This window comes from Achromobacter sp. D7-1, from assembly GCF_059760445.1.
The window spans coordinates 1-24,423 of record NZ_JCBAMT010000018.1; the positions used below are offsets into that span (position 1 = coordinate 1).

Annotated in this window: 23 protein-coding genes; 14 read left to right on the forward strand and 9 right to left on the reverse strand. The window is 68.9% G+C overall.

The genetic code is table 11. The features are described from left to right. Positions 1 to 86: 86 nt before the first annotated feature. From AC6LKD_RS10325 to AC6LKD_RS10345, 5 genes are all read right to left on the reverse strand, one after another. Positions 87 to 521 carry a GlcG/HbpS family heme-binding protein gene (locus tag AC6LKD_RS10325; RefSeq protein WP_498116101.1) on the reverse strand — a complete coding sequence of 145 codons (435 nt, stop codon included), beginning with the start codon at positions 519 to 521 and terminating at the stop codon, positions 87 to 89. Between the two features lie 141 nt (positions 522 to 662). Then, positions 663 to 1,271, reverse strand: a complete 609-nt coding sequence (locus AC6LKD_RS10330; protein ID WP_498116102.1) for a response regulator transcription factor — start codon at positions 1,269 to 1,271, stop codon at positions 663 to 665. A 17-nt stretch (positions 1,272 to 1,288) separates the two neighbouring features. Continuing rightward, complete coding sequence (locus AC6LKD_RS10335; RefSeq protein WP_498116103.1) at positions 1,289 to 2,728, reverse strand: sensor histidine kinase; 1,440 nt, start codon at positions 2,726 to 2,728, stop codon at positions 1,289 to 1,291. A gap of 63 nt (positions 2,729 to 2,791) precedes the next feature. Further along, complete coding sequence (locus AC6LKD_RS10340; RefSeq protein WP_498116104.1) at positions 2,792 to 3,970, reverse strand: HPP family protein; 1,179 nt, start codon at positions 3,968 to 3,970, stop codon at positions 2,792 to 2,794. A gap of 74 nt (positions 3,971 to 4,044) precedes the next feature. Further along, complete coding sequence (locus AC6LKD_RS10345; RefSeq protein WP_498116105.1) at positions 4,045 to 4,497, reverse strand: MarR family winged helix-turn-helix transcriptional regulator; 453 nt, start codon at positions 4,495 to 4,497, stop codon at positions 4,045 to 4,047. An 80-nt stretch (positions 4,498 to 4,577) separates the two neighbouring features. Between AC6LKD_RS10345 and AC6LKD_RS10350 the strand changes: the two genes are divergently transcribed. Beyond that, positions 4,578 to 6,365 carry a chloride channel protein gene (locus tag AC6LKD_RS10350; protein WP_498116106.1) on the forward strand — a complete coding sequence of 596 codons (1,788 nt, stop codon included), beginning with the start codon at positions 4,578 to 4,580 and terminating at the stop codon, positions 6,363 to 6,365. Here the strand turns inward: AC6LKD_RS10350 and AC6LKD_RS10355 are convergent. Continuing rightward, the gene (locus AC6LKD_RS10355; protein WP_498116107.1) at positions 6,351 to 7,244 is read right to left on the reverse strand and encodes a LysR family transcriptional regulator; all 894 of its coding nucleotides are present in this window, start codon (positions 7,242 to 7,244) and stop codon (positions 6,351 to 6,353) included. The genes AC6LKD_RS10350 and AC6LKD_RS10355 overlap by 15 nt on opposite strands. A 131-nt stretch (positions 7,245 to 7,375) precedes the next feature. Here AC6LKD_RS10355 and argC point away from each other — a divergent pair, with 131 nt between their 5' ends. Then, a complete protein-coding gene (gene argC, locus AC6LKD_RS10360; protein WP_498116108.1) occupies positions 7,376 to 8,308 on the forward strand; it encodes an N-acetyl-gamma-glutamyl-phosphate reductase in 933 nt (310 codons plus the stop codon). Positions 8,309 to 8,342: 34 nt separating this feature from the next. Here argC and AC6LKD_RS10365 read toward each other — a convergent pair whose 3' ends face one another. Next, positions 8,343 to 9,242: a LysR family transcriptional regulator gene (locus AC6LKD_RS10365; RefSeq protein ID WP_498116109.1), complete on the reverse strand. Its 900-nt coding sequence runs from the start codon at positions 9,240 to 9,242 to the stop codon at positions 8,343 to 8,345. An 80-nt stretch (positions 9,243 to 9,322) separates the two neighbouring features. On the opposite strand from AC6LKD_RS10365, the gene AC6LKD_RS10370 reads away from it, so the two are divergent. From AC6LKD_RS10370 to AC6LKD_RS10385, 4 genes are read left to right on the forward strand one after another with little or no spacing between them, the layout of a single operon-like run. Next, positions 9,323 to 10,945: an ATP-dependent acyl-CoA ligase gene (locus AC6LKD_RS10370; RefSeq protein WP_498116177.1), complete on the forward strand. Its 1,623-nt coding sequence runs from the start codon at positions 9,323 to 9,325 to the stop codon at positions 10,943 to 10,945. 36 nt (positions 10,946 to 10,981) lie between these two features. Beyond that, positions 10,982 to 12,295 (forward strand): MFS transporter, encoded by a 1,314-nt coding sequence (locus AC6LKD_RS10375; protein WP_207467785.1) that lies wholly within the window; start codon positions 10,982 to 10,984, stop codon positions 12,293 to 12,295. Next, complete coding sequence (locus tag AC6LKD_RS10380; RefSeq protein ID WP_498116110.1) at positions 12,292 to 13,440, forward strand: thiolase family protein; 1,149 nt, start codon at positions 12,292 to 12,294, stop codon at positions 13,438 to 13,440. Before AC6LKD_RS10375 ends, AC6LKD_RS10380 begins: the two co-directional genes overlap by 4 nt. After that, complete coding sequence (locus AC6LKD_RS10385; protein WP_498116111.1) at positions 13,437 to 13,760, forward strand: zinc ribbon domain-containing protein; 324 nt, start codon at positions 13,437 to 13,439, stop codon at positions 13,758 to 13,760. The genes AC6LKD_RS10380 and AC6LKD_RS10385 overlap by 4 nt, the downstream gene beginning before the upstream one ends. 11 nt (positions 13,761 to 13,771) lie before the next feature. On the opposite strand, the gene AC6LKD_RS10390 is transcribed toward AC6LKD_RS10385, so the two are convergent. After that, a complete protein-coding gene (locus tag AC6LKD_RS10390) occupies positions 13,772 to 14,614 on the reverse strand; it encodes a prolipoprotein diacylglyceryl transferase family protein (RefSeq protein WP_498116112.1) in 843 nt (280 codons plus the stop codon). A gap of 27 nt (positions 14,615 to 14,641) precedes the next feature. Then, positions 14,642 to 15,388 (reverse strand): IclR family transcriptional regulator, encoded by a 747-nt coding sequence (locus AC6LKD_RS10395; RefSeq protein WP_207467844.1) that lies wholly within the window; start codon positions 15,386 to 15,388, stop codon positions 14,642 to 14,644. Positions 15,389 to 15,626: 238 nt separating this feature from the next. Here AC6LKD_RS10395 and AC6LKD_RS10400 point away from each other — a divergent pair, with 238 nt between their 5' ends. The 8 genes from AC6LKD_RS10400 to AC6LKD_RS10435 are packed head-to-tail and all read left to right on the forward strand — an operon-like array spanning position 15,627 to position 24,404. After that, complete coding sequence (locus AC6LKD_RS10400) at positions 15,627 to 17,174, forward strand: acetolactate synthase large subunit (RefSeq protein WP_498116113.1); 1,548 nt, start codon at positions 15,627 to 15,629, stop codon at positions 17,172 to 17,174. Positions 17,175 to 17,203: 29 nt separating this feature from the next. Further along, positions 17,204 to 17,998 carry an SDR family NAD(P)-dependent oxidoreductase gene (locus AC6LKD_RS10405; RefSeq protein ID WP_498116114.1) on the forward strand — a complete coding sequence of 265 codons (795 nt, stop codon included), beginning with the start codon at positions 17,204 to 17,206 and terminating at the stop codon, positions 17,996 to 17,998. Between the two features lie 29 nt (positions 17,999 to 18,027). Continuing rightward, positions 18,028 to 19,068, forward strand: a complete 1,041-nt coding sequence (locus tag AC6LKD_RS10410) for a WD40/YVTN/BNR-like repeat-containing protein (RefSeq protein ID WP_498116115.1) — start codon at positions 18,028 to 18,030, stop codon at positions 19,066 to 19,068. A 20-nt stretch (positions 19,069 to 19,088) separates the two neighbouring features. Beyond that, entirely contained in the window at positions 19,089 to 19,574 is a 486-nt protein-coding gene (locus tag AC6LKD_RS10415) for a VOC family protein (RefSeq protein ID WP_013393684.1), read from the forward strand. A gap of 49 nt (positions 19,575 to 19,623) precedes the next feature. After that, complete coding sequence (locus tag AC6LKD_RS10420) at positions 19,624 to 20,226, forward strand: amino acid synthesis family protein (protein WP_492275039.1); 603 nt, start codon at positions 19,624 to 19,626, stop codon at positions 20,224 to 20,226. 11 nt (positions 20,227 to 20,237) lie between these two features. Beyond that, positions 20,238 to 21,080 carry an alpha/beta fold hydrolase gene (locus AC6LKD_RS10425; protein WP_498116117.1) on the forward strand — a complete coding sequence of 281 codons (843 nt, stop codon included), beginning with the start codon at positions 20,238 to 20,240 and terminating at the stop codon, positions 21,078 to 21,080. 46 nt (positions 21,081 to 21,126) lie between these two features. Further along, positions 21,127 to 22,812: a bifunctional 3-(3-hydroxy-phenyl)propionate/3-hydroxycinnamic acid hydroxylase gene (locus AC6LKD_RS10430; RefSeq protein WP_498116118.1), complete on the forward strand. Its 1,686-nt coding sequence runs from the start codon at positions 21,127 to 21,129 to the stop codon at positions 22,810 to 22,812. Then, on the forward strand, positions 22,809 to 24,404 hold the full coding sequence (locus AC6LKD_RS10435; protein WP_498116119.1) for a sulfatase-like hydrolase/transferase: 1,596 nt from the start codon (positions 22,809 to 22,811) through the stop codon (positions 24,402 to 24,404). Before AC6LKD_RS10430 ends, AC6LKD_RS10435 begins: the two co-directional genes overlap by 4 nt. Positions 24,405 to 24,423: the final 19 nt, after the last annotated feature.

Here is a 24,423-nt window from a genome sequence, read left to right on the forward strand (position 1 = left end):
GGCGCGCGCACACCGGGATCCACCCCTGAATGTGGGCCGGCGGCAGCGTGAGATGTGTAGAGGGGCCGGGTGCCGGCGCTTGCCGCTCACGGTGGGCCGCGGGGCGCGCCCGCCACGCCGATGGCGCCGATCACGGCGGTGCCGGCCTTGACGGGCACGCCGCCGCCCAGCACCAGGAAGCCCGGGATGTCGGTCAGGGTGGCCGCGGCCGGGTTCTTCTGCACGTTTTCCAGCATGGTCAGTGTCGGGGTCTTGGCCGACGCGGCGGTGAAGGCCTTGGCGCGGCTGGCTTCGATGGTGTGCGGGCCGGCATTGTCCGATCGGGCGAAAGCCTTGAGCAGGCCCGCGCGGTCCACCACCGAGGCGCTGACGTTGTAGCCCTTGGCCTGGCAGGCGGCGACGGTGGCCGTCGCCAGCTTCTGCGCGTCGGCCATGGACAGGTTGCTTTCGGTGAGCACGGCGGCATTGGCGGCGCCGGCGCAGGCGAACAGGGTGGCGAAGGCGATGAGTTTGGGCGACATGTCTGTGTCCTTAGTGGGTCGGTGACAGGAACAGACAGCTTAAGGATGGCGGCCGATCCGCGGTATTCGGTCGGCTACGCTGGGGGCTCCGTAGGGCTACGGAGGCGGACTGCGCAAGGCTGCTTGCAGCGTGCGCGGGCGTTAGCCCAGCAGCCCCGCGTATTCGCGGATCAGCCCGGCCAGGTTTTCCGCTTCCAGCTTGGCGAAGACATTGGCGCGGTAGGTCTCGACGGTGCGCGGCGACAAGTCGAATTCGCGCGCGATCTCCTTGTTGCTGAGGCCCTGGACGACGCGTTCCAGCACGTCGCGCTCGCGCCCCGACAACTTGTCCAGGCGCTCCTGCGCGGCCTGAGTCACCGCGAGCTTCTCGCGGCTGGCGATGTGGGTGCGCACGGCGGCCTGCACGGCGTCGAGGAAGACGTCGTCGTCCACCGGCTTTTGCAGGAACTCCATGGCGCCGCCCTTGAAGGCGCGGCGGCACAGGTCCACGTTGGCGTGACCGGTCAGCATGACCACCGGCAGGTCCGATTGTTCGGCCAGCCGGCTCAGCACGTCCAGGCCGCTGATGCCGGGCATGCGGATGTCCAGCACCACGCAGCCGATGGCCTGCGGATGCAGCTGGGCCAGGAAGACCAGCGGATCGCCGTAACCCTCGCTGCGCAGGCCGACGCTGCGCAAGAGCAGCGCCAGGCCGTCGCGCACGGCGTCGTCGTCGTCGACCAGATATACCAGCGGGGATTGTTCGAGCATGGGAATGTCCTGAGTAGTCATGCGGCGGCGCCGGAGCGCGGCAGGCTTACCGTGAAGCAGGCGCCTGCCGGGCTGAGATTGCGCGCGGCGATGCGGCCGTCCATGGAGCCGGCCAGCGTTTCGCACAGCGCCAGTCCCAGGCCCATGCCTTGCGGCCGCGTGGTGTAGAAGGGGGCGAACAGGCGCGGCAGCGCGTCGGCGGCGATGCCGGGGCCGGTGTCGCTGACGCTGAACAGGTAGTCGTCGCCTTCGACGCGGCCTGCCAGTGAAATCTGGCGCGGACCCACAACGCCAGCCAGGGCATCGGCGGCGTTCTGCACCAGGTTATGCAGGATCTGCTCCAGGGCCACGCGGTCGCCCAGCGGGCGCACGCCGGGACTGGCGTTGTGCCAGCTCAGCCGTATGCCCTGCCGGGCCAGTTCGGCTTCGCGCAGGAAGCGCAGCGATGCCACCAGCGCGTCGGGATCCAGCGCTTCGCGGCGGGCGGGCGAACTGGGCTGCACCAGGGCGCGCATGCGGCTGATGATGTCGGCGGCGCGTTTGGCCTGTTCGGCGCTTGCCAGTAGCGCATGGCGCACGGCCGGCCGTTCTTCTTCGTCGTCCAGCAGGCGCTCGGCGGCGCGGGTCTGGGCCAGGATGGCGGTCAGCGGCTGGTTCAGTTCGTGGGCGATGCCGGCGGCCATTTCGCCCAGCGTGCTCAGGCGCGCCATGGCACCCAGGCGCAGTTGCTCCTGCTGGCGGCGGGCCTGGGCGCGAGAACGCTGCCAGGCGGCGGCGCCGGCCACCAGCAGCGCGCTGGCCAGTCCCCATGCCAGCCAGGTGGCCCAGGGCCATACCCCCGGGGTCAGCTTGCGCGTGCTGCGCATCTGGAAGGGTTGGCTGGCCGCGCCCAGCGGCTTTTGCAGGGCCAGCGGCCAGCCCAGGACGCCGGCGTCGGGCTGCTTGTGCAGGAGCGGTAGCGGCGTCTGGTCCACGGTCAGGGTCAGGTTGGCCAGCCCGGAAGGAAAGTCGGCGGCGGGCACCAGTTGGCGGGCGTCCAACAGCAGGCTCCAGCCTGAAGGCGCCACCAGCCAGTAGCGGGCATTGTCCACCGGCAGCGTCACCGGGCGCGCCAGGCCGCGCGCGCGTTCGACGGCGGCTGCAAGGCCGGCAGGTTCCGCCACGCTGCCGCTCCAGGCGCCGCCAGGCAGGTAGCCCAGCCCCAGCAACTGCGGCATGGCAGGTTGCAGGCTGGGATACAGGCGTTCGGGAGCCGGAGGATGGGAGAGGGCGGCCAGGGTCGCCAGCACGGCTTCATGCTGCACCGTCTTCTGGCTCAGCATGCGCTGTGCCACGCTGGTGCTCTGGGTGAAGCGCTCGTACTGGTCGACGTAATCCTGCCGCCCGATCCACAGGGCGCCGAGGGCGAACAGGACCAGCCAGCAGAAGAAGGCGCGTGCGCGCGATAGGGGATTCACGCCTGAAATTATGCCTTGCGGCCGGCGCGGGCAGGAATCCGTAGGGCTACGGAGGGCTGGCGCTTACGCGGCCAGCCGTTGGGCATGCGGGTCCGGCGCCTGCGAACTGGCCGCGAGCGCGATCTGGTAGAGCGCGGCCACCAGGTCCGATTGCGTCACCAGTCCGACCAGGTTGCGCGCTTCATCCAGCACCGGCACGCAATGCAGGCTGTCCGACATGGGGCGGGCCAGCTCGATGGCGGGCAGGCCGGGGGTGGCGAAGGGGACTTCGCTGCGCATGCAGTCGGCCACCAGCAGGTCGGGCGCGGCGTCCGCGTCCGCGGCCACGGCCGCCAACCGGCTACGGCGCGCAAGCACATCGCCCTGGCTGACCATGCCGGCGTAGCGCCCGGCCGAATCCAGTACCGGCAGCGCCTGCAGGCGGTGCTTGTCGAACAGGCGCACGGCGTAGTCCAGCGGGTCCTGGGCCTGCACCGTCACCACGTCGCGCGACATGATGTCGGCGCAATGCACGTCGCCGAAGCGGCGCACGCTGGCGCGCATTTCCGCGGCCAGCACGATTTCTTCCAGGTCTTCCTTGCTGATGTCCAGCAGCTCGCCGCGCTGCGTGAGCGCGTCGTCCAGGTCGGCCAAGCTGAAGCCCAGGCGGGCGCTGGGCGCCAGGTCGCGCGTGTTGTGGCCCGCGGCTGGGTCGGCGTGGCGGCGCGGATAGTTGCGCTTGAGCGCGCCATTGAAGGCCACGGCGATGCACAGCAGGATGGCGGAGTTCAGCGCCACCGGCCACAGCGCGAAGCCGTAGCCCAGGCTGGCGACGGTGGGGCCGCCCAGCACGGCCGTCAGCGCCACCGCGCCGCTGGGCGGATGCAGGCAGCGCAGCGAGAACATGGCGCCGATGGCCAGGGCCACCGCCGCAGCGGCGGCCACGCCAGGCAGGGGGATGAATTGGGCGCAGAACACGCCGATCAGGGCCGATACCTGGTTGCCGGCCATGATGGACCAAGGCTGGGCGAGCGGGCTGGCGGGGGCGGCGAATAGCAGCACCGCGGAGGCGCCCATGGGGGCGATGAACCAGGGGCTGGCGTCGCCCAGCGCGTGCCGGCCCACCCATTCCGTGCAGAACAGGCCGAGCAGCGCGCCCAGCACGCCGTAAAGTTTCTCGCGTCCGTTGACGCCCACCGGCGCTGGCGCGAACGAGCCCAGCCAGCGCTTTATTGCTACACCCAAAACGATCTCCTCGCGCATCGATATGTCGCGGGGCGACAATTTATCACGCGGGGACTGGCGGCGCTGCATAAGCTTATGCAGCCGGGCGGGGTTTAGGCGTCGCCGGGTTCGTCGCCGATGCGGGTCAGCAGGCGCGTCAGCAGCGGGCGCATGGCGCGCAATTCTTCCAGGTGCGAGGCCGACAGGTCTTCCAGCATGCGCTCGGCGCGGGCGGTCAGCACCACTTCGACGCGGCGGCCGTCCTCGGGGTCGGCTTCGCGGCTGACCAGATCCAGGCGCGCCAGCCGGCCGACCAGTTCGGCGGCGGTGTGGGGACGGATCAGCAGGCGTTCGGCGATTTCTCCCACGTACAGGCCGCGGCGGCTGGGCGTGCTCTTGCGGGTGCCTTTGATGGCGAGCAGGGCTTGATGCTGCTGCGGCATCAGGTCCAGGCCGGCGGCGGCGTTTTCGCTGAAGGCGGCAAAGCGGCGCAGCGCATAGCGGAAGTCGGCCAGCAGTTCGTAGTCCGTGGCGGTCAACTGGGGAGGGGGCGGGGGCTGTTTCACCCGACCGATTCTAATATATGTCGTGATACGATATATATGACATTTCGCAAATCCCTGCGAGATTCTTCCTCCCTTCGAACATGCCTCCCACTTCTTCCTCTGCCCGGGCCGCGCTGCGCCTGGGCGACTTCACCACGGACAAGCGCGTGGTTCTGCTCATGGGCCTGGCCATTCCGGTCGGCCTGGCCAGCGTGGCTGCGGCCTGGGCCTTGCTGCGCCTGATCGCGCTGTGCACCAACCTGGCTTATCACCACCAGTTCTCGTTCGCGGACATGCCGATTACGACGGGGCAGTTGGGGCTGGCCTCGGTCGCCATTCCCGTCGTGGGCTGTCTCATCATTGGCCTGATGGCGCGCTATGGCTCAGAGAAGATCCGCGGCCACGGCATTCCGGAAGCCATGGAGGCCATCCTGATCGGCAAGAGCCGCATCCAGCCCAAGGTGGCGGTGTTGAAGCCGGTGTCTTCCGCCATCTCCATCGGCACGGGCGGCCCGTTTGGCGCCGAGGGCCCCATCATCATGACGGGCGGCGCCATCGGCTCGCTGCTGGCGCAGACCATCCACCTGGACGACGGCGAGCGCAAGACCCTGCTGGTGGCCGGCGCCGCCGCGGGCATGACGGCCATCTTTGCCACGCCGCTGGCGGCGGTGCTGCTGGCGGTCGAGCTGCTGCTGTTCGAATGGAAGCCGCGCAGCTTCCTGCCGGTGGCCATGGCCGCGTTGGTGGCGGCGGCCACGCGCGCCTTCGTGCTGGATGCCGGACCGATCTTCGCCTACGCCGGCGCGCTGTCGTTCACGCCCGCGCATCTGCTGGCCTGCGCCGTCGTAGGCGTGCTGGCGGGCCTGGGGTCGGGCGTGCTGACGTCCATGGTCTACACCGCCGAGGACCTGTTCGAAAAACTGCCTCTGCACTGGATGTGGTGGCCGGCCTTTGGCGGCCTGGTCATCGGCATCGGCGGGCTGATCGAGCCGGCGGCGCTGGGCGTGGGCTATGACAACATCCGCCATCTGCTGGCGGGCGATCTGGCGTTCCAGGCCGTGTTGCTGCTGTTGGCGGTCAAGGTCATCATCTGGTCCGTCGCGCTGGGCTCGGGGACCTCGGGCGGGGTGCTGGCGCCGCTGCTGATATTCGGCGGTGCGTTGGGCGCGCTGGCGACGCCTCTGCTGCCGCAGGCCGATCCGGGCTTTTGGGCGTTGCTGGGCATGGCCGCGATGATGGGCGGCACCATGCGCGCGCCGCTGACCGCGACCTTGTTCGCGGTGGAGCTGACCGGCGACATGGGTGCGCTCTTGCCGGTGCTGGCGGCTTGCGTGTTCGCGTACGGGGTCACCGTGCTGCTGCTGAAGCGATCCATCCTGACCGAGAAAATCGCGCGGCGCGGCCACCATATCAGCCGCGAGTACCGCGTCGATCCATTCGACCTGCTGCGCGTCAGCCAGGTCATGACCACTCCCGTCGAGACCCTGCCGGCCGACTGGACGGTGGCGCAGGCCATCGCGCATTTCACGACGGCGCAGCCGGTGCATACCAGCTACCCGGTGCTGGACGCGCAAGGCGTGGTGGTGGGCGAGGTCACGCGCGCCGACACCCTGGCCTGGGCGATCGACGACGAGCAGACCGGACGTACGCTGGGTGATGCCCTGCAAGGACGCGACCTGGTGTACGGCCATCCCGAGGAGCTGGCCAGCCAGATCGCCGACCGCATGGCGCTGACCGGCGCGGGGCGCGTGCCCATCCTGGACCGGGCCAACGGCCGGCTGGTGGGCATCGTGGGGCGCAAGGACCTGTTCCGCTCGCGCGCGCGCCGGCTGCGCGAGGAAAGCCAGCGCAACGCCTACTTCCGCCGCACGCCTTCAGCGGGCCGCTGAGACCCGCAGTTCCCACAAGACGTCCAGCACGTGCCGGGTGGCTTGCTCCACTTGCCCGGCGCGGTGCGCGATGCCCAGCGGACGCCATAGTGCGGGCCGCAGCGGGCGCATTTCGATGCGCGGATCCGGCTGCGGCGCGGTGGCTTCGTGCGGCAGCAGGGTGGCGCCGTAGCCCGCGGCCACCAGGCTCTTGATCGCGTCGTTGTAGTTCAGCTGGATGCGGGCGCGCGGATTCAGGCCTGCTGCGGCGAACCATTCCCCCGTCAGGCGCGACAGCCGCGTGCTGGCGTCGTTCAGGATCAGCGGCCGTTCGGCCAGCCAGGCCGGCGTCAGGCGCGCGGGCGCCTTCCAGCTTGCGGGCAGGAAGGCCATGACCGGGTCGCGCCGCCACGGGCGCAGCACCAGACCTTCCAGCGGCGGCTGGGGCAGAGCCACCAGGCCCACATCCAGAGAGCCGTCGGCCAGGCGCAACAGGGTCTCCTGGGAAGTCAGCACGGCCACCTGCACGTCGATGCCGGGATGATTGCGCCCCAGCGTTTCCAGGGCCTGCGGCAGCAGATGGGCGATGGCGCCGGTGGAGGCGCCCAGCCGCACGCGCCCGGCCAGCCCCTGTACCTGCCGCTGCACGTCATCCAGCGCTTGGTCGGCGTCGGCCAGCAGGCGGCGCGCGCGCTCCAGCAGGGTTTCGCCAATGGAGGTGGGCCGGACCTGGCCGCGCTTGCGCGTTAGCAGCGGCGCGCCGATGCGGGCCTCCAGGTCGGCCACGTGCAGGCTGATGGTGGGCGGCGCCAGGTGCAGCGCGCGGGCCGCGTCGGCGAACGAGCCCAGGTCGGCGATGGCGACCAGGGTGCGCAGGCGGTCCAGGCTGATTTCACGCATGACGGTCTCGTTCAGGAAAGCTGAATTGGACAGTCATGATATTCGACTTTTGTTATCTAGGATCCGGACCGATGATGAGGTCCTGCGCCCGGAACGTTCCGGCGCCCCCTTTGATCCAGGACGCAAGCGCCATGACCCATCCTCTAGTTTTCATCGACGGCGACCAGGGCACCACCGGCCTGCAGATCCACGAACGCCTTCATGGGCGCACGGACCTGCGGCTGCTGACGCTGCCCGAGGCGGAACGCAAGGACCCGCAACGCCGCGCGCAGGCCATCAACGGCTGCGACATCGCCATCCTGTGCCTGCCCGACGAACCCGCCCGGCAGGCCGCCGCTTCCATCGTCAATCCCGCAGTCCGGGTGATAGACGCCAGTTCCGCCCACCGCACGACGGCAGGCTGGGTCTACGGTTTCCCGGAAATGAATGCGGAGCAGGCCGGGCTGATTGCCGACGCCCGGCGCGTGAGCAATCCCGGCTGCTATCCCACGGGCGCGATTGCCTTGCTGGGTCCGTTGCTGCGGGCGGGGCTGGTGCCGGCCGACTATCCCGTGGTGATCCACGCTGTGTCGGGCTACTCAGGCGGCGGCCGCGCCGCGGTGGACGCCTACGAGGCCGCGGATGGCAGCGGCGGACCGGCGTTCCAGCTCTATGGGCTGGGCCTGGCGCACAAGCACACGCCGGAAATCGAACGCCATGCCGGCCTGACGCAGCGGCCGGTGTTCGTGCCGGCCTACGGCGCCTATCGCCAGGGCATCGTGCTGACGGTGCCGCTGCAGTTGCGCCTGCTGCCTGAGGGCGTGGACATGCAGCGCCTGCACGCCTGCCTGCAACAGCATTACGAGGGCGCGCGGCACATGCAGGTGGTGGCGCCGCAGGAGGCGGCCGCCCATTCCCACCTGGATCCACAGGCCTTGAATGGCACCAACGATCTGCGCCTGGCGGTCTATGGCAATGCCAGGGAAGGGCAGGTGCTGCTGACGGCGGTGTTCGACAACCTGGGCAAGGGCGCGTCGGGCGCGGCGGTGCAGAACCTGGACCTGATGCTGGCCGCGATGAGGTAGTGCGGCGGTAAGAGCCTGCGTGGTCCGCTCTGGCTCACGCAGGGTCCGCCAGCGTCTCCACCACCAGGCGGCGCAGCCAGACCGTGCCGGGGTCGCTTTCGAAGCGCGCGTGCCAATGCACGGTCACGGACAGCGGCGGCAGGGCGATGGGCAATGGACGTATCTGAAAGGCGTCGTCCCGGTTGAACCAGATCGCGGCTCGCAGGGGCAGGGTCATGGTGAGATCGGTGCGTCGCACGATCTCGGCCGCCGCTGAAAAATGCGGCAAGGTCAGATACGGCCGGCGCGGCAGCCCGGCCTCGCTCAGCACGTCGTCCAGCAAGCGGTGGGCGCTGGCGCGCGAGGCCACCAGGATGTGGTCCAGCCGCTTGAACTGGCTGCGCGTCAGGCCGGCCGACAAAACCGGATGGCCGCGCCGGCCCATGCAGGTGTAGCGTTCGCTGAACAGTTCGGCATGGCAGGTTTCGCTGCCCAGCCCGGCCAGGTTGCCGATGGCGAGATCGACCTCGCCTTCCTTGAGCGCCTGCGGCAGCCGTTCCAATGGAATCTCCAATACCTCGACTTGCAGGCGCGGCGCCAAGGCGTGGATGCGTTCCATCAGTGACGGCAGGAACACCATTTCGCCGATATCGGACATGGACAGGCGGAAGCGCCGGGTGCTGCTGGCCGGCTCGAAGCGCTGCCGCAGGCTCACGGCTTCGGCGAAGCTGTTCATGCCGCGTTCGATGGGTTCGGCCAGGGCAAACGCCACCGGCGTGGGCTGCATGCCGGACGCGGTGCGGGCGAACAAGGGATCGTCGAATTTTTCCCGCAGGCGCGCCAGCGCGTAGCTCACGGCGGGCTGCGTCAGGTTCAGGCGCTGCGCCGCCCGGGTGACACTGCGCTCGTGCAGCACGGTCAGGAAAACCCTCATGAGGTTCAGATCGAAGTCCATGCATGCCTCTCATATCAGCCTGATTTATAAGATAAATAATATCCATAAATTTGACATATAAATAGTTGATTCCTAGACTAATTTCAAAGGGCTGGGGCAACGCTTGCCGATGGCCGCAACACAGGGGAAGCACCGCCATGCATGCGTTGACACTGCCGTCGTTGTTGCTGGAGCAGGGCGCCCGTTGGGGCGAACGGACGTGGGTGCAGGCGCCGGGCGGCTCGCTGCGTTATGGCGATGCGCCCGATCATGCGGCGGCGTGGGCGGCGCGCCTGGCCGCGGCCGGCGTCGCCAGGGGCGACCGGGTCGGTTTGATGGCTGGCAACCGGCATGAATTCCTGTCCATCGTGTTGGGCTGCGGCTGGCTGGGCGCGGTGGTGGTGCCCATCAACACGGCGTCGCGCGGAATGCAGTTGCAGCACATCCTGGCCAATAGCGGTTGCCGATTGCTGGTGGCCGACGCCGCGTCCTGTCCTGCGCTGGCGGTACTGGACACGCAGTCCCTGGCCTTGAACCGCATCTGGCTGCTGGATGGGAATGCCGACGCGCTCCCGGTCCCGTCCAGCGCGCCGCCGCCTGTCCCGGACACGCCGCTCCCGCCAGCGGCCGACGTCGGGCCGGGAGATACCCTGGCCATCCTGTACACCTCGGGCACATCCGGCCTGTCCAAGGGCGTGTGCTGTCCGCAAGCGCAGTTCTATTGGTGGGGCAGGATCGCCGCGCGCAATCTGGAAATCACCGACAGCGATGTGCTCTACACGAGCCTGCCGCTGTTTCACACCAATGCCTTGAACGCCTGCTTCCAGGCCCTGGTCACGGGCGCGACCATCGTTTGCGATGAACGCTTTTCGGCCAGCCGCTATTTCGAACGGCTCGAGGCCACGGGCGCCACGGTGACCTATTTGCTGGGCGCCATGGTGCCCATGCTGCTGGCGCAGCCGCCCGCCGCGGCCGAACGCCGCCACCGCGCGCGGATTGCGCTGGCGCCAGGGGTTCCCGAACGCTTCCACGCGGCGTTCGCCGAGCGTACCGGCATCGCGCTGCTGGAAGGCTACGGCTCCACCGAAACCAATTTCGCGCTGGGCGGCACGCTGGCCGGACAACGTCCAGGCACCATGGGCCGCGCCGCGCCTGAATTCGAAGCGATGGCGGCCGACGAGCACGACGCCGCAGTGCCCGACGGCACGCCGGGCGAACTGCTGCTGCGCGCACGCATGCCGTTCGCCATCGCCACCGGCTATTTCGGCATGGACGACAAGACGGTGGACGCATGGCGCAACCTCTGGTTCCACACAGGGGATCGCGTGGTTCGCGAGGCCGACGGCTACTTCCGGTTCCTGGACCGCATGAAGGACGCGATCCGCCGGCGCGGCGAGAACATTTCCTCGTACGAGGTGGAGCAGGTGCTGCTGGCGCATCCGTCGGTTGCCGCCGTGGCGGTCTATGCGGTGCGTTCGGAATTGGCCGAGGACGAGGTCATGGCCGCGCTGGTCTACAAGACCGGGCAGGCTATCACGCCTCAGTCGCTGCTTGATTTCTGCCAGCCCCGCATGCCGTATTTCGCCGTGCCGCGCTATCTGCGCGTGCTGGACGACCTGCCGCGTACCGAGAACGGCAAGATCCGCAAGTTCCAGTTGCGGGATGAGGGCATCACCGGCGACGCCTGGGACCGGGACGCCGCCGGCTATCGCGTGGCGCGCTGAGCGCCACGGTTCCATTCAAATACACAAGGGGCGGCAATGACGATGGCATACAAGGGGGCGGCGGCAGCCGCTGGCGACGATGCGCGCAGAAAACGCACGCGGCGCGTGGTGATGGCCTCCGTCGCGGGCAACGCGATGGAATGGTATGACTTCTTCATCTACGGCACGGCGGCGGCGCTGGTGTTCGGCGAATTGTTCTTTCCCAAGGGCACCGATCCGTTGCTGGGCACCATGGGGGCCTTTGCGGGCTTTGCCGTGGGATTCCTGGCGCGGCCGCTGGGCGGCGTGATCTTCGGCCATATCGGCGACCGCTACGGCCGCAAGCTGGCGCTGGAGTGGACGCTGGGCCTGATGGGCGCGGCCACGTTCCTGATCGGGCTGCTGCCTACCTACGATCAAGTGGGCTTCTGGGCGCCGGTGGCCATGGTGGTGTTGCGCATCCTGCAGGGCGCGGCCGCGGGCGGTGAGTGGGGCGGCGGTGTGCTGTTGATCAGTGAGGCCGTCGGGGGCAAGCGCCGCGGCTACTTCTCGTCCTTCAGCCAATTGGGCGTGGCGGGCGGCTTCGTGCTGTCATCGGGTGTCTTCATGCTGGCACAGCAGCTGCCGCAGGAGGCGTTCATGAGCTGGGGCTGGCGCCTGCCGTTTCTCTTGAGCGTGCTGATCTTCGGCGTGGGCCTGTACATCCGCAAGCACATCCCGGAAAGCGATGAATTCGTGCAGGCCGCCAAGACCGCCAAACGCGGCATGCCGGCGGTGGAGGTGTTCCGCCGCTATCCGCGCCAGGTCTTTACCGCGATGGGATTGCGCGTGGCCGAGAACGGCGGCTCGTACATCTTCCTGGCGTTCGCGCTGGCCTATGGCAAGTTTCTGGGCATACCCAACGACGTCATGCTGGGCGGCGTGCTGGTGTCGATGTTCATCGAACTGGGGACCCTGGTCTGGTTTGGCCACCTGTCCGACCGGATCGGCCGGCGCACGGTGTACTTGATCGGTTCGGCCGGCCTGGTGCTGGTGGCCTTTCCGTTCTTCTGGCTGGTGCAGACCAAGGAGCCGATGTGGATCTTCCTGGCGTTTTTCCTGGGCAACACGGTGTGCCATGCCGCCATGATCGGGACCCAGCCGGCGTACTTCGCCGAACTGTTCCCTGCGGAAGTCCGCTACACGGGATTGGCGCTGGGGCATGAGCTGGCCTCTGTTTTCGCCGGGGGCTTGTCGCCGTTGATCGCCATGGCGCTATTGCGCAAGTATGAATCGGCGACGCCCGTGGCGTGGTTCCTGGTGGGCATGGCCGCGGTTACCGTGCTGACCTTGTTGCTGACGCGCGAACCGCCGCGCGAGGAGTCGGCGTGAGCGCGGCCTGCGGTCCGGGTATCGTCGGCGTGGGTGAAACGCCCGCCTTGCGCCATCCCGGTCCCATGATCAGCACGGCCGGCCTGATGGCCGAGGCGATCGCCCAGGCGCTGCGCAGCGCGGGGTTGGCGCCAGAACGCGTGGACGGATTGGGCGTGGCCTCGTTCACGCTCCGTCCGGACCGCGCCATCGATCTGGCGTGGCAGTTGGGACTGCGGCTCAAGTGGTGCATGCAGGACGAGATGGGCGGCGCCAGCGCCATCAATCTGTTGCGCCAGGCCTGGCTAGCGCTGGAAGCCGGGCAGGCCGAGACGATCGTGCTGGTGGCGGGAGACCATTTCACCGGGGCCGATTTCGCCGGACTGGTGCGCGGCTACAACCGCAGCGCGCGCGACTATCTCAGCCCCTTGGGCTGCGAGGGCCCGAACCCCTTGTTCGCCATGCTTACGCAACGGCAGATGGCGCAGACCGGGCTCACGCGGGAAGACTATGGCGCGCTGTGCGTGGCGCAGCGGCAATGGGCGGCGGCGAATCCGAATGCCGCGTATCGCCAGCCCTTGAGCCTGGAACAGTACCTGGCGGCGCCCATGGTCGCGCCTCCCTTGGGGCGCATGGATTGCGTGCCGGTGGTCAGCGGCGCTTGCGCGCTGGTGCTGAGCGCGCGTCCGGCGGGAATCCGCGTCAGGCTGCTGGCTAGCGATGCCCGCTATAACGGTGACCAGCAGGAAGGAGACGGGCTGCAGACCGGTATCGCCGACTTTGCGCCTGCGCTCTGGCAGCGCGCAGGCCTGGGGCCGGAGCAGATGGACGTGGTCAGTGTCTATGACGACTATCCCGCCATGGCGCTGGCGCAGCTGTGCGATCTGGGCTTCGCGAGGGCGGACGATCTGCCCGGTTTCATCGCGCGCCGCCTGGCCAGCCGCGACTTGCCGGTCAATACCGCGGGCGGTCAGTTGTCCGCGGGGCAAGCCGGCACGGCGGGCGGCATGCATGGCCTGGTCGAGGTGGCTCGTCAACTGCTGGGGCAGGCGGGCGACCGGCAGGTGCGCGGCGCGCGCCATGGCGTAGCCACCGGCTACGGCATGGTGCAGTTGCGCTACGGCATGTGCGCCAACGCCGCGGTGTTGGCCCGGGAGGAAGCATGAGCATCAAGGTCAGCCAATGTTGCAGCTGCGGCCATCTGGTCTATCCCGCCCGCTTGTGGTGCCCGGCTTGCGGCCATGATCAGGCGCGGGCAGCTGCGGTCGAACATGCGGATCTGCAGGCCTGGACCGTGTTGCCGTCCAGGGACGGCGCGCCTGCCACGGTAGTCGCGACGGTCCGGGCGCTGCCTGCGGGACCGGTGCTGGTTGTGCGCCTGGAAGAATCTCCCGTCCAGGCAGGCCAGCGTTTGTCACTGTTCGAACGCGATATGGATGGGCAGGCTTTGCCCTGGGCCCGAGTCCCGGCCGAGCCGCAAACCTGAAGGGTGTTCCCTCAATCGCCGCTGGCCGGCTCCTGGATCGCCTCCAGGCGCTGGGCCAGCGAGGCGGCCGACAGCTCGCCCACGCGCAGGTCCACCAGCCGCCCCTGGGCATCCAGGAACAGTGTGGCGGGCAGGCCCCGGTTGCTCATCTGGCGCGAGGCCGCGCCTGCGGGATCCAGCAGCACGTTGCGCAATGACGGCGCATGCTGCGTCAGGAACTCCGTGACGGCGGGCGGGGCTTCGGCCTGGTTCAGGAAGACGAAGTTCACGCCGGGATGCGCCGCCTGCGCCGCGGCGAAGGCGGGCATTTCGCGGCGGCAGGGCGGGCACCAGCTCGCCCACAGATTGATGACGGTGGGCTTGCCCTGATAGGTCGCCAGTCCGGCCGGCCCGCCGTCCAACTGATGCAGGACCAGCTCGGCCAGTTCGGGTTGCGCCTGGGGCGTGGGCGCGAGCCAGCGTCCGCCGCCTATCCAGACCACGCTCGCCAGCGTCAGCGCGCCCAGCAGGGCGGGCCGGGGCGCCTTGCGGCGCAGCGCTGCGTACAGCGTATAAAGCCAGGCCGCGGCCAGCCCGGCCATGCCGGCCCAGCCTCCGTCGCGCAGGTCCAGGATGCGCAGAGGGTTCTCCAGGAAGTGCGCCGGGTACTGCCACACAAAACCCAGCCGGGCGACGATCAGGCCGATGATGAGCGCGCGCCACAGCACCGCGCCGGTGTCGGGCGGCGCGGAGGTTGCGCCGGCCTGCTTGCGGGTGAACAGCCGGGCGGCGAGCAGCCCGATGGCGGCGGCAACGATAAGGACCAGCAGTTCCGAGGGAAAGACGAGGGGACCGATGCGGATCGCGGGCGTCATGCGTGAACTGGGGAATGGCGTTGAGGATCAGGCCGCATGTTGCAGCTTGGCCGGCGCCTGGGCGATGCGGCGCGTGATTTCCGTGGCGGCGCGGAGTATCAGGCCGGCCAGATAGTCCTCGCGGAACGCCGCGTAGGCGTCCTGCGCGCCGATGATGGTGATGCTGCCCAGTACATGATTTTCTTCATCGAAGATCGGCGCGGCGATGCCGGTCTTGCCGGAATCCAGCTCCCCCGACGATACGCAGTAGCCGGCCTTGCGCACCTGCAGCATGGCGCGGGAAAACGCTTTCCAGTCGGGCCCCAGCCGCTGCATGTCAGGCGACTGCGCATGCTCGTCGTACACCCGCCGCAACTGGCGCGGCCCCAGATTGGCCAGGATCACGCGCGCGGTCGCGCTGCGCAATAGCGGCATGAAGCGGCCGCGGCCGAAATTCAAGGCTTGGGTATTGCGGCCCGGCTGCTGATGCACGTTGATCACTTTGTCGTCATAGCGCGCGCTGAGCAGCACGTCCAGCCCGGTCTGGCCGGACAGTTCCTCGATCAGGTCGCGGCTCACGGTCAGCATGGGGTCGTATTCCCGCATCTGCAGGTCCAGCGCGATGATGCGCGGTCCCAGCGCATAGCCGGCGGGCAGTCGCACCAGCAAACCGCAGGCGCACAGTTCGCGCACGTAGCGGTAGGCGGTGGCCGGCGCGTAGCCGCGCAGTTGGCAGATGGCGTCGACGTCCAGGACCGGCCGGTCGGGCTGAAAGAGGTCCAGGACATCGAGCATGCGGCGAAGACTGTTCATGGGGGCGAGGTGTGGGGAAAGCTGACGTGCTGCGAGGGTGCACCAAGGGGCGCGTATTGGCAAATCGCCGCGCCGCGCGCGGCGCGCATGCGTGCGTATAGAAGATCCGCGCAGAACTATCAAATAGATAATTCTAATAAATTATCAGGCATCAATTCGCCAAAAGAAATTGCACATTTATCAAATTACGATAAAGTAGCAAAAAAAGGAGGCGGTAATCATGAGCGGAGCCAGTGTCTTGCTGGAGGCCTTGCGCAAGCAGGGCGTGGAAGTCTGTTTCGCCAATCCCGGCACGACCGAGCTGGACTTGGTGCGGGCCATGGAGGAGGTGCCCGGCATGCGCTGCATGGTCGGCCTGCAGGAGAACGTCTGCACCGGCGCGGCCGATGGCTATGGCCGCCTGACCGGCAAGCCGGCCGCGACCCTGCTGCATCTGGGGCCGGGATTCGCCAATGGCATCGCCAATCTGCACAACGCGCGCCGCGCCCGTACCCCCATCGTCAACATCATCGGTGACCACGCCAGCTGGCACTTGGAGTGCGACGCGCCGCTGACCTCGGACATCGAGTCGCTGGCCCGTCCGGTATCGGGCTGGGTGGAACGCATCGCGTCCGCCCAGGACGCCGCCAGCGCGGCGCGCGCCGCCGTGCGGGCCAGCCTGGCCGATGGCGGCCAGGGCGCGACGCTGATCTTTCCGGCGGACTTCCAGGCGGAAAGCGTCGTGGACGAGCCCGCGGATGTCGCTGCCGTCGAGGCCGCTTCGGAACCTGCGGCCTTCGACGCCGCCAGCGCATGGCAGCGGCTGAGCCGGGCGCAAAACCCGCTGTTCCTGCTGGGCGGGGGCGGGCCGGCCAGCGGCCTGGGCCGCCGCGCGCAGATTGCCGCCGCCCGCCTGTGCGCGGCGCTGGGTGGCAAGGCTTACGCCGAGACTTTCCCCGCCAGATCGGAGCGCGGCCGGGGCCTGCCGGACTTCGACCGGCTGCCGTACTTCCCGGAACCCGCGCGCGCCGCGCTGGACGCGGCCGATCTGGTGGTGCTGGTGGGGGCGCTGCCGCCGGTGACCTACTTCGGCTATGCCGGCCACCCCAGCCGGCTGGTGCCGGCGGAGCGCCTGCTGGAACTGGCGGCGCCCGGCCAGGACGCCGCGTCGCGCCTGGAAGCGCTGGCCGAGCTGGCGGGCGCGCCGGCTTTCGAGCCCGCCGCCGGGGCGCTCCCCGAACCCGCCCCGGGCGCCTTGACGCCGCAATCGATTGCCGCCGTGGTGGCGCGCGCCTTGCCGGATGACGCCATCGTCTCGGTCGAGGGCGGCACCTGCGGTTATCCGCTGTACGCGGCGTCCGCCGGCGCCGCGCCGCACACGGTGCTGACCAATACCGGCGGCGCCATCGGCCAGGGTCTGCCCGTCGCCATGGGCGCGGCCATCGCCTGCCCGGAGCGCCGCGTGGTGGCCGTGCTGTCGGACGGCAGCACCCAATACACGATCCAGACGCTGTGGTCGCTGGCGCATGAAAACCTGCCGGTCACGGTGCTGATCGCCGCCAACCACCAGTACGCCATCCTGCGCAACGAGCTGCGCCGCGGCAATGCCGTGCTGGGCGAACGCGCCGCCGAGCTGACGTCGCTGGACCGCCCGCGCATCGATTGGGTCGGGCTTGCGTCCAGCTACGGGGTGCAGGCCAGCCGCGCCACCACCTCGGAAGAACTGGCCGCGCAGCTGGCGTCGGCGCTGCGCCAGCCGGGACCGGTCCTGATCGAGATGGCGCTGTAGGCGCCGCTATATATAAGGAGCTTCAAAGCATGGACTTGCAACTCAAGGGGAAAGTCGCCGTGGTTACGGGCGGCAGCCTGGGCATCGGGCGCGCGGTGACGGAAGCGCTGGCGGCCGAGGGCGTGCGCGTGGCCATCGTGGCGCGCCGCCAGGCGCAGCTGGACGAGGTGGCGGCGGAAATCACCAAGGCCACGGGCGTGGAAGTGCTGGGCGTGGCGGCCGACGTGTCGGACACGGCCCAGGTCAACGCCATGATGCAGCGCGTGGCCGAACACTTCGGCCGCATCGACATCCTGGTCAACGGCGCCGCCCATCCCGGCGGCCTGGTGCGCAGCGAGATCGACGAGGCCGATCCCGAAGGCCTGCTGGAAGACATCAACATCAAGGTGGTGGGCTATATGCGCTGCGCCAAGGCCGCGGCGCCGCATATGCGCCAGGGCGGCTTTGGCCGCATCGTCAACATTGGCGGCCTGACCGGGCGCGGCAGCAAGCAGCTCTCGGGCATGCGCAACGTGGCCATCTGCCACATGACCAAGACCCTGTCGGACCAGTTGGGTCCGCATGGCATCACGGTCAATGTGATCCATCCGGGCGTGGTCGAGACGCCCCACATCCACGAACTGTACGAAAAGGAAGCCGCCAAGCAGGGACTGACTGCTGCCCAGGTCGAGGCCAACTATGCCAAGGCCACGCCCATACGCCGGGTGCTGCAGCCGGCGGAGATCGCCGACGCGGTGCTGTTCCTGGCGTCGCCGCGGGCAGGGGCCATTACCGGCGAATCGCTGGGGGTGGACGGCGGCATCACGCGCGGCATCTTTCTTTGAACCGCTGATTCTTGTTCGGGAGTCTGGATATGCAAGGCACGATACTGGTCGGCACGGCCGGCCAAGGAATACTGCGCAGCGTGGACGACGGCGCCACCTGGCACCGCCTGGGGCTGAAGGAAGCGATCGAGTTCGACGGCACGGTGCGCAGCCTGGCCGTGGACCCGGCCGACCCGCGCCGCGTGTTTGCCGGCGCTGACGTTGGCATGTGCGTCAGCACCGACGGCGGCGCGCATTTCACCCGGGTCGACAGCCCGATGAACGGCATGACCGTCTGGGCCATCGCCATCGACCCGAAGGATCCGCGGCGCATGTACGCGGGCACTGGCGCGCCGTCGCGCGCCGCCATGTTCCGTTCGGTGGACGGCGGCGCCAGTTGGCAGCGGCTGTCGCCGGAACTGCCCGAGTTCTGCCGTGGCGTGAACCGCCCGCGCATCCTGTCGGTCTGCGTCGATCCGGACGACGGCCGCGAAGTCTGGTTCGGGGTCGAGGAAGGGGGCCTTTGGCACAGCCGCGATGGCGGCGATAGCTGGTCGCGCCAGGACGAGGAGGGCAATGCGGATGCCATTGCCAACCCCGACATCCATTGCGTCGCGGTGCTGCCGGCCACGGCCAGCGCGCCCAAGACCGCCATGGTGCTGACCGTGAACTCCGTCTACCTCAGCGAGGACGGCCGGCGCTGGGACGGCGTGGCGTCGAAGTCGCGCTTCGATGGCATGTACTACACCCGTACCGTGCAGGCGCTGCCCGACGATCCCGACGCGCTGCTGTTGGCCATCGGCGACGGCACGCCCGGCACCCGCAGCAAGATCTACCGCTCGTCCGACCGGGGCCGCAACTGGCAGCCGGCATTGCTGCACACCGCGCCCAATTCCACCTTCTGGGCCTTCGGCGTGCACGCCGCCGATCCGCGGCTGGCCTTTGCCGGCACCAAGTACGGCCATCTGTTCCGTTCTACCGACGGCGGCCGCAGCTGGTTCAAGGAGTGGCGCGATTTCAGCGAAATCACCGCCGTGGCCTGGACGCCGTACGCCGCGCCCGTGACCGCGCATCCCCAGTCCATCAACTGATACCCAAGCCCGAGACCGCCATGTCCACGAATACCACGCTTGCGCCGGCAGACCGCCGGCCGCGCATCGCGCGCACCCACCTGGCCCTGTTTGTGCGGGACCCCTTCGCTTCGGCGCCCTGGTACGAATCCGTGCTGGGCATGCAGGAGACAGCGCGCGGCGAGCAATGGGTGTTCCTGTCCTTCGGGCGCAAGCACCACGACATCGCCCTGATCCGCGCGGCCGAAGGCGAGCCCGCCCGCGGCCCGGTCAACATGCAGCACTACGGCCTGGAGATCGAGGGCGACGTGGACGAACTGCGCCGCCTGTACGGCATGTTGCTGGCCAAGGGCGTGGAGGTGGTGAAGATCACCGACCACAAGGTGGGCTACGGGCTGTATTTCACCGACCCCGACGGCCACCGCTTCGAATTCTTCTGCGAGACCGTGCACGGCGACGAAGAGGGCAAGCAGGTCCTGCACGACCACAACGCGCCCAGCGTCCCGATGACGCTGGAACCGCTTTGAGCGCCCGCGCGGCGCATCCATTCCCGATCCTACACTTTCTGGAGCATCCATGAGCAACACCAACTTCGGCCCTTACCGCATCCGCAAATGGTATTTGCAGATTGAAGACACCCTGGCCACCGAGACCGGCGAACCGGCCGACGGCGAACCGCTGCGCAAGATTGTCATCGCGGCGGCGCTGCACAACCCCTATGCGGGCCGTTTTGAGCGCGACCTGTCGGCCTACGTCGAACCCTCGGGCATGCTGGGCGAGGAATTCGGCCGGCGCGTCATCGCAGCCGCCGGCGGCCAGCCGCTGGAAAGCTACGGCAAGGCTTGCGTGGTGGGCACGGACGGCGAGTACGAGCACGGCAACGCGCTGCTGACCACCATCTTCGCCGAGCCAGTGCGTGCGGCGCTCGGTGGCGGCAAGGCCTGGGTCCCGTCCACCGGTAAGCGCGGCGGTCCCGGCACCGTCATCGACATACCGTTGGCGCATAAGGACGCGCTTTATGTCCGTTCGCACTACGACAGCGTGAGCGCGCTGTTCGGCGACGCGCCCAACCGCGACGAAGTGCTGATCGCCTTCGCCTTCGCCACCCGCGGCCGCCTGCATGCGCGCCTGGGCGGCATCCCCGCCAGCGAAATCCAGGGCAAAGACGGACTCTGCTGAAGGAACCCGACATGCAACGTCGCGACACCGACATCGCCGTCAACGGCATGACCCTGCATCTGACCGAGTGGGGCCCGCAGGACGGGCGTCCGCTATTCATGCTGCATGGCATCCGCGGCTACGCCGAGACCTTTGCCGGCATCGCGCAGGCCTTGCAGCCGGACTTCCGCGTGCTGGCCTATGACCAGCGCGGCCGCGGCGCCAGCAGCTGGGATCCGGGGCGCAACTACTACACCGACGCCTACGTGGACGACCTGGCGGGCGTGGCCGACGCCCTGGGCCTGGACAGTTTCGACCTGCTGGGCCATTCGATGGGCGGCATTGCCGCCATCGTCTTCGCCGCCCGCTATCCGCAGCGCGTGCGGCGCCTGATCGTCGAGGACGCCGGACCCGCCGCGTTCGAAGGCGGCGCGGGGGCGGCGCGCATCCAGCGCGAACTGCGCGAGACGCCCGCGTCCTTTTCGGACGTCGGCGCGGCCCGCGAGTACCTGCGCGCCTTGCGGCCCAGCGTGACCGAAGCCGCCCGCGAGGAACGGCTGCGCCACATGCTGAAGGAGGATGGATCGGGCGGCTGGACCTGGCGTCATGACCACGCCGGCATCGCCGCCACCCGGCTGGATCCCGATCCGGCGCGCGTGGTGGACCTGTGGCCGCAGGTCCAGGCGCTGGCCTGTCCGACGCTGGTGGTGCGCGGCGGGCGCTCGGACTACCTGCAAGCCCAGACCGCCTGCGACATGGCGGCGTGCAACCCGAACGTGGAGTGGATCGAGATCGCCGGCGCCGGCCATTACATCCACGACGACCAGCCCGAGGTCTTCAATCAGGCCGTGGGCGGGTTCCTGCGGCGCGCCTGACCCGCCGCCCGCAAGGCCAACAACAAGAATCCAAGGGAGAGCCAATATGGCGCATATCGTAGAAGTGCCGGTGCTGGTGGTGGGCGCCGGGCCGGTCGGCGTGACGCTGGCCAACCTGCTGGGCAGCTATGGCGTGGAAACGCTGGTGCTGGAGCGCAACCAGGACGTGCTGGACTATCCGCGCGCGGTGGGCCTGGACGATGAGGCCATGCGCACCTTCCAGAGCGCGGGCCTGGCCGACGAGATGCTGCGCGACATGATCCAGAACGTGCCCATGCGCATGTACACGCGGACCAAGCGCTGCTTCGCCGAGATCCTGCCGGCCACGCGCGAGTACGGCTGGTATCGCCGCAACCTGTTTTCGCAGCCGCTGGGAGAACGCACCTTGCGCGCCGGACTGCGGCGCTTTCCGCATGTGACGCTGGAGCTGGGCAGCGAGCTGTTGTCGCTGGAGCAGGATGAGCGCGGCGTCACGGTGCGGGTGCGCCAGGCCGACGGCGCCGAGCGCGAGATTCGCGCGCAGTACCTGCTGGCCGCCGACGGCGGGCGCAGCACGGTGCGCGAACGCCTCTTGCAGCTGCCGTTCGACGGCAACACCCATCCGCGCAAGTGGGTGGTCATCGAATGCGACCAGGATCCGCTGGACGCCCCCTACACCGCGCTGCATTGCGAGCCGCGCCGCCCCTATGTCTGCCTGCGCCTGCCTTACGGCCTGCGGCGCTGGGAGTTCATGCTGTTCCCCGGCGAGGACGGCGAACAAATGCTGCAACCGGAAAAAGTGCAGGAACTGCTGCGCCACCACGTGGCCGACCCGGGCAAGCTCAATGTCATCCGCGCCCGCGTCTATACCCACAATTCCCGCGTGGCGCGCAGCTTCGTCTCGGGCCGCGTTTGCCTGGCGGGCGACGCCGCGCACCTGACCCCGCCCTGGATCGGGCAGGGCCTGAACGCCGGCCTGCGCGACGCCTTCAACCTGGCCTGGAAGGTGGCCTGGATCGTGCAAGGTCGCCTGGATCCCACAGCCTTGCAGAGCTATCACGACGAACGCCACAGCCACGCGCGCGCCATGATCTCGCTGGCCGACATGTTCGGCGCCATGCTGTCGCAGACCAACCCGGTGCTGGCGGCGTTGCGCGACACGTTCTTCCTGTCGATTCGGAATATTCCGAAGATCCGGGACTATGTGCTGCAAATGAAATTCAAGCCCATGCCGCGCTATAGCCGCGGCGTGGTGGGCGACAGCGCGGACCGCGCGCAACGCGAGTGCATCGGCCGCATGTTCATCCAGCCGCTGGTGGAATGCGAGGACGGCGCCACGCTGCGCCTGGACGAGGCGCTGGGCGCGGGCTTCGCCCTGATAGGCTGGCGCCGCGATCCGCGCGCCGGGCTGCCGCCGGCCCTGCGGGCGCAGCTGGACAAGCTGGGCTGCCGCTACGTGGCGGCGCAGCGCGCGCGCAGCGGCTGCGATCCCGAGGCGTTGCAAGCCGGGGCCTTGCCGGTGTTGCAGGACACGGAAAACGCGCTGCACTTCTGGTTCCAGCGTACGCGCGCCGACTGGGTGCTGGTGCGTCCCGACCGCTACGTGGCGGCGCTGGGCCGCAGCGAGGACGCGGCCGACGCCCTGGGCCGCTTTGCCGCCCGCTTCGTGCCTGGCGCAACTCAGGCGACAGCCCAGCCGGCGGACAACGCCGCACACGTGCCCGGGGCCATCCTGAACGGAGCGCAGCCATGAACGCGTCCGCCCCGGCCACGAACCCCAAGGTCCGCAACGTACTGTTCATCATGTGCGACCAGCTGCGCGCGGATCACCTGTCCTGTTACGGCGGCGCCGGCGCCTTGCGCACGCCCAACATCGACCGGCTGGCGCGCATGGGCGTGCAGTACGACCGCGCCTACGTGACGTCCGCGGTCTGCGGCCCGTCGCGCGCGTCGTATTACACCGGCCGCTATCCGCTGTCGCACCGCGTTACCTGGAACCGCGTGCCGCATCCAGTGGACGAGTGGTGCCTGGGCGAATACCTGGCGCAGGCCGGGCTGCCGCTGCACCTGCTGGGCAAGACGCACTTCGTGCCGGACCGCGCCGGATTGCGCGCCAAGGGCTACGCCGCCGAAGACGAGCAACGCTTTCTGCAGGGCGGATTCGTGCCGATCGAACGCTACGACGGTCATTTCGAACTGGCCAAGGACAGCCCGTACCGCCGCTACCTGCGCGAACGCGGCTACGACAGCGAGCGGCCCTGGGAGGACTATGTGGTGGGCAGCCAGGCCGCCGACGGCAGCCTCGCCAGCGGCTGGCTGATGCGCAACGCGCCGCTGGCGGCCCGGGTCGACGCAGCCGATTCCGAAACGGCCTACCTCACGGACCGTGCTCTGGGTTTCATGCAGGAGCAGGGCGACCAGCCCTGGGCGCTGCATCTGTCGTACATCAAGCCGCACTGGCCCTACAAAGCGCCGGCCCCTTACCACGCCATGTTCGGCGCGGAAGACTGCGCGCCGCCGGTGCGCTCGCAGGCGGAACGGGAACGCCCGCATCCGGTGCACGGCGCCTACCAGCGGCTGGAGGAGTCGGAGTCCTTCGCCCGCGACGAGGTCTGGCGCAGCATCCGGCCGGTCTACATGGGGCTGGTCAAGCAGATCGACGACCAGATCGGCCGGGTGCTGGACTTCCTGGAGCGCAGCGGCCGGCTGCAGGACACGCTGATCCTCTTCACCTCGGACCACGGCGACCACCTGGGCGACCATTGGCTGGGCGAAAAGGAATACTTCTACGACAGCGCCATGCGTGTGCCTTGCCTGGTCTATGACCCGGCGGCCGCGGGGGATGCGACCCGCGGCACTCGTAGCGACGCTTTCGTCGAATGCATAGACATCGTCCCCACGGTGCTGGACGCGCTCGACCTACCACCCCAGGCGCACCGCATCGAGGGCCGGTCGCTGCTGCCCGGGATTCGCGGGGAGTCCGGTTCGGCGCCGCCCGCGCGCGAGTACGTGATCGGCAGCCTGGACTACGCCTACCGCGAGGCCCGATTGTTCCTGGGGCGCGGCGAGCGGGAATGCACCGGCCTGATGGTGCGCGACGAGCGCTACAAGTACCTGCACTGGCAAGGCTATCGCAGCCAGTTGTTCGATCTGCGCGACGATCCAGGCGAACTGCATGATCTGGGCGCCGATCCGGGCATGGCGCCGGTCGCGGCCCGGATGCGCTCGGCGCTGCTGGACTGGCACCAGGGTTTGAAGCGCCGCGCCAGCGAAACCGACGAGGAGGTGCGCGAGCGCACGCATGCGCACGAACGGATGATGGGCATTCTGATCGGCCGCTGGTGAAGCGCGCCGGTCCTGATCT

Coding starts and splice junctions, on each gene's coding strand:
- AC6LKD_RS10330 (WP_498116102.1), bottom strand. CDS start 1,271: ATGCTCGAACAATCCCCGCTGGTATATCTGGTCGACGACGACGACGCC.
- AC6LKD_RS10385 (WP_498116111.1), top strand. CDS start 13,437: ATGAGCATCAAGGTCAGCCAATGTTGCAGCTGCGGCCATCTGGTCTAT.
- AC6LKD_RS10425 (WP_498116117.1), top strand. CDS start 20,238: ATGCAACGTCGCGACACCGACATCGCCGTCAACGGCATGACCCTGCAT.
- AC6LKD_RS10435 (WP_498116119.1), top strand. CDS start 22,809: ATGAACGCGTCCGCCCCGGCCACGAACCCCAAGGTCCGCAACGTACTG.
- AC6LKD_RS10365 (WP_498116109.1), bottom strand. CDS start 9,242: ATGGACTTCGATCTGAACCTCATGAGGGTTTTCCTGACCGTGCTGCAC.
- AC6LKD_RS10350 (WP_498116106.1), top strand. CDS start 4,578: ATGCCTCCCACTTCTTCCTCTGCCCGGGCCGCGCTGCGCCTGGGCGAC.
- argC (WP_498116108.1), top strand. CDS start 7,376: ATGACCCATCCTCTAGTTTTCATCGACGGCGACCAGGGCACCACCGGC.
- AC6LKD_RS10415 (WP_013393684.1), top strand. CDS start 19,089: ATGTCCACGAATACCACGCTTGCGCCGGCAGACCGCCGGCCGCGCATC.
- AC6LKD_RS10395 (WP_207467844.1), bottom strand. CDS start 15,388: ATGCTCGATGTCCTGGACCTCTTTCAGCCCGACCGGCCGGTCCTGGAC.
- AC6LKD_RS10355 (WP_498116107.1), bottom strand. CDS start 7,244: ATGCGTGAAATCAGCCTGGACCGCCTGCGCACCCTGGTCGCCATCGCC.
- AC6LKD_RS10375 (WP_207467785.1), top strand. CDS start 10,982: ATGACGATGGCATACAAGGGGGCGGCGGCAGCCGCTGGCGACGATGCG.
- AC6LKD_RS10400 (WP_498116113.1), top strand. CDS start 15,627: ATGAGCGGAGCCAGTGTCTTGCTGGAGGCCTTGCGCAAGCAGGGCGTG.
- AC6LKD_RS10420 (WP_492275039.1), top strand. CDS start 19,624: ATGAGCAACACCAACTTCGGCCCTTACCGCATCCGCAAATGGTATTTG.
- AC6LKD_RS10325 (WP_498116101.1), bottom strand. CDS start 521: ATGTCGCCCAAACTCATCGCCTTCGCCACCCTGTTCGCCTGCGCCGGC.
- AC6LKD_RS10390 (WP_498116112.1), bottom strand. CDS start 14,614: ATGACGCCCGCGATCCGCATCGGTCCCCTCGTCTTTCCCTCGGAACTG.
- AC6LKD_RS10405 (WP_498116114.1), top strand. CDS start 17,204: ATGGACTTGCAACTCAAGGGGAAAGTCGCCGTGGTTACGGGCGGCAGC.
- AC6LKD_RS10340 (WP_498116104.1), bottom strand. CDS start 3,970: ATGCGCGAGGAGATCGTTTTGGGTGTAGCAATAAAGCGCTGGCTGGGC.
- AC6LKD_RS10410 (WP_498116115.1), top strand. CDS start 18,028: ATGCAAGGCACGATACTGGTCGGCACGGCCGGCCAAGGAATACTGCGC.
- AC6LKD_RS10430 (WP_498116118.1), top strand. CDS start 21,127: ATGGCGCATATCGTAGAAGTGCCGGTGCTGGTGGTGGGCGCCGGGCCG.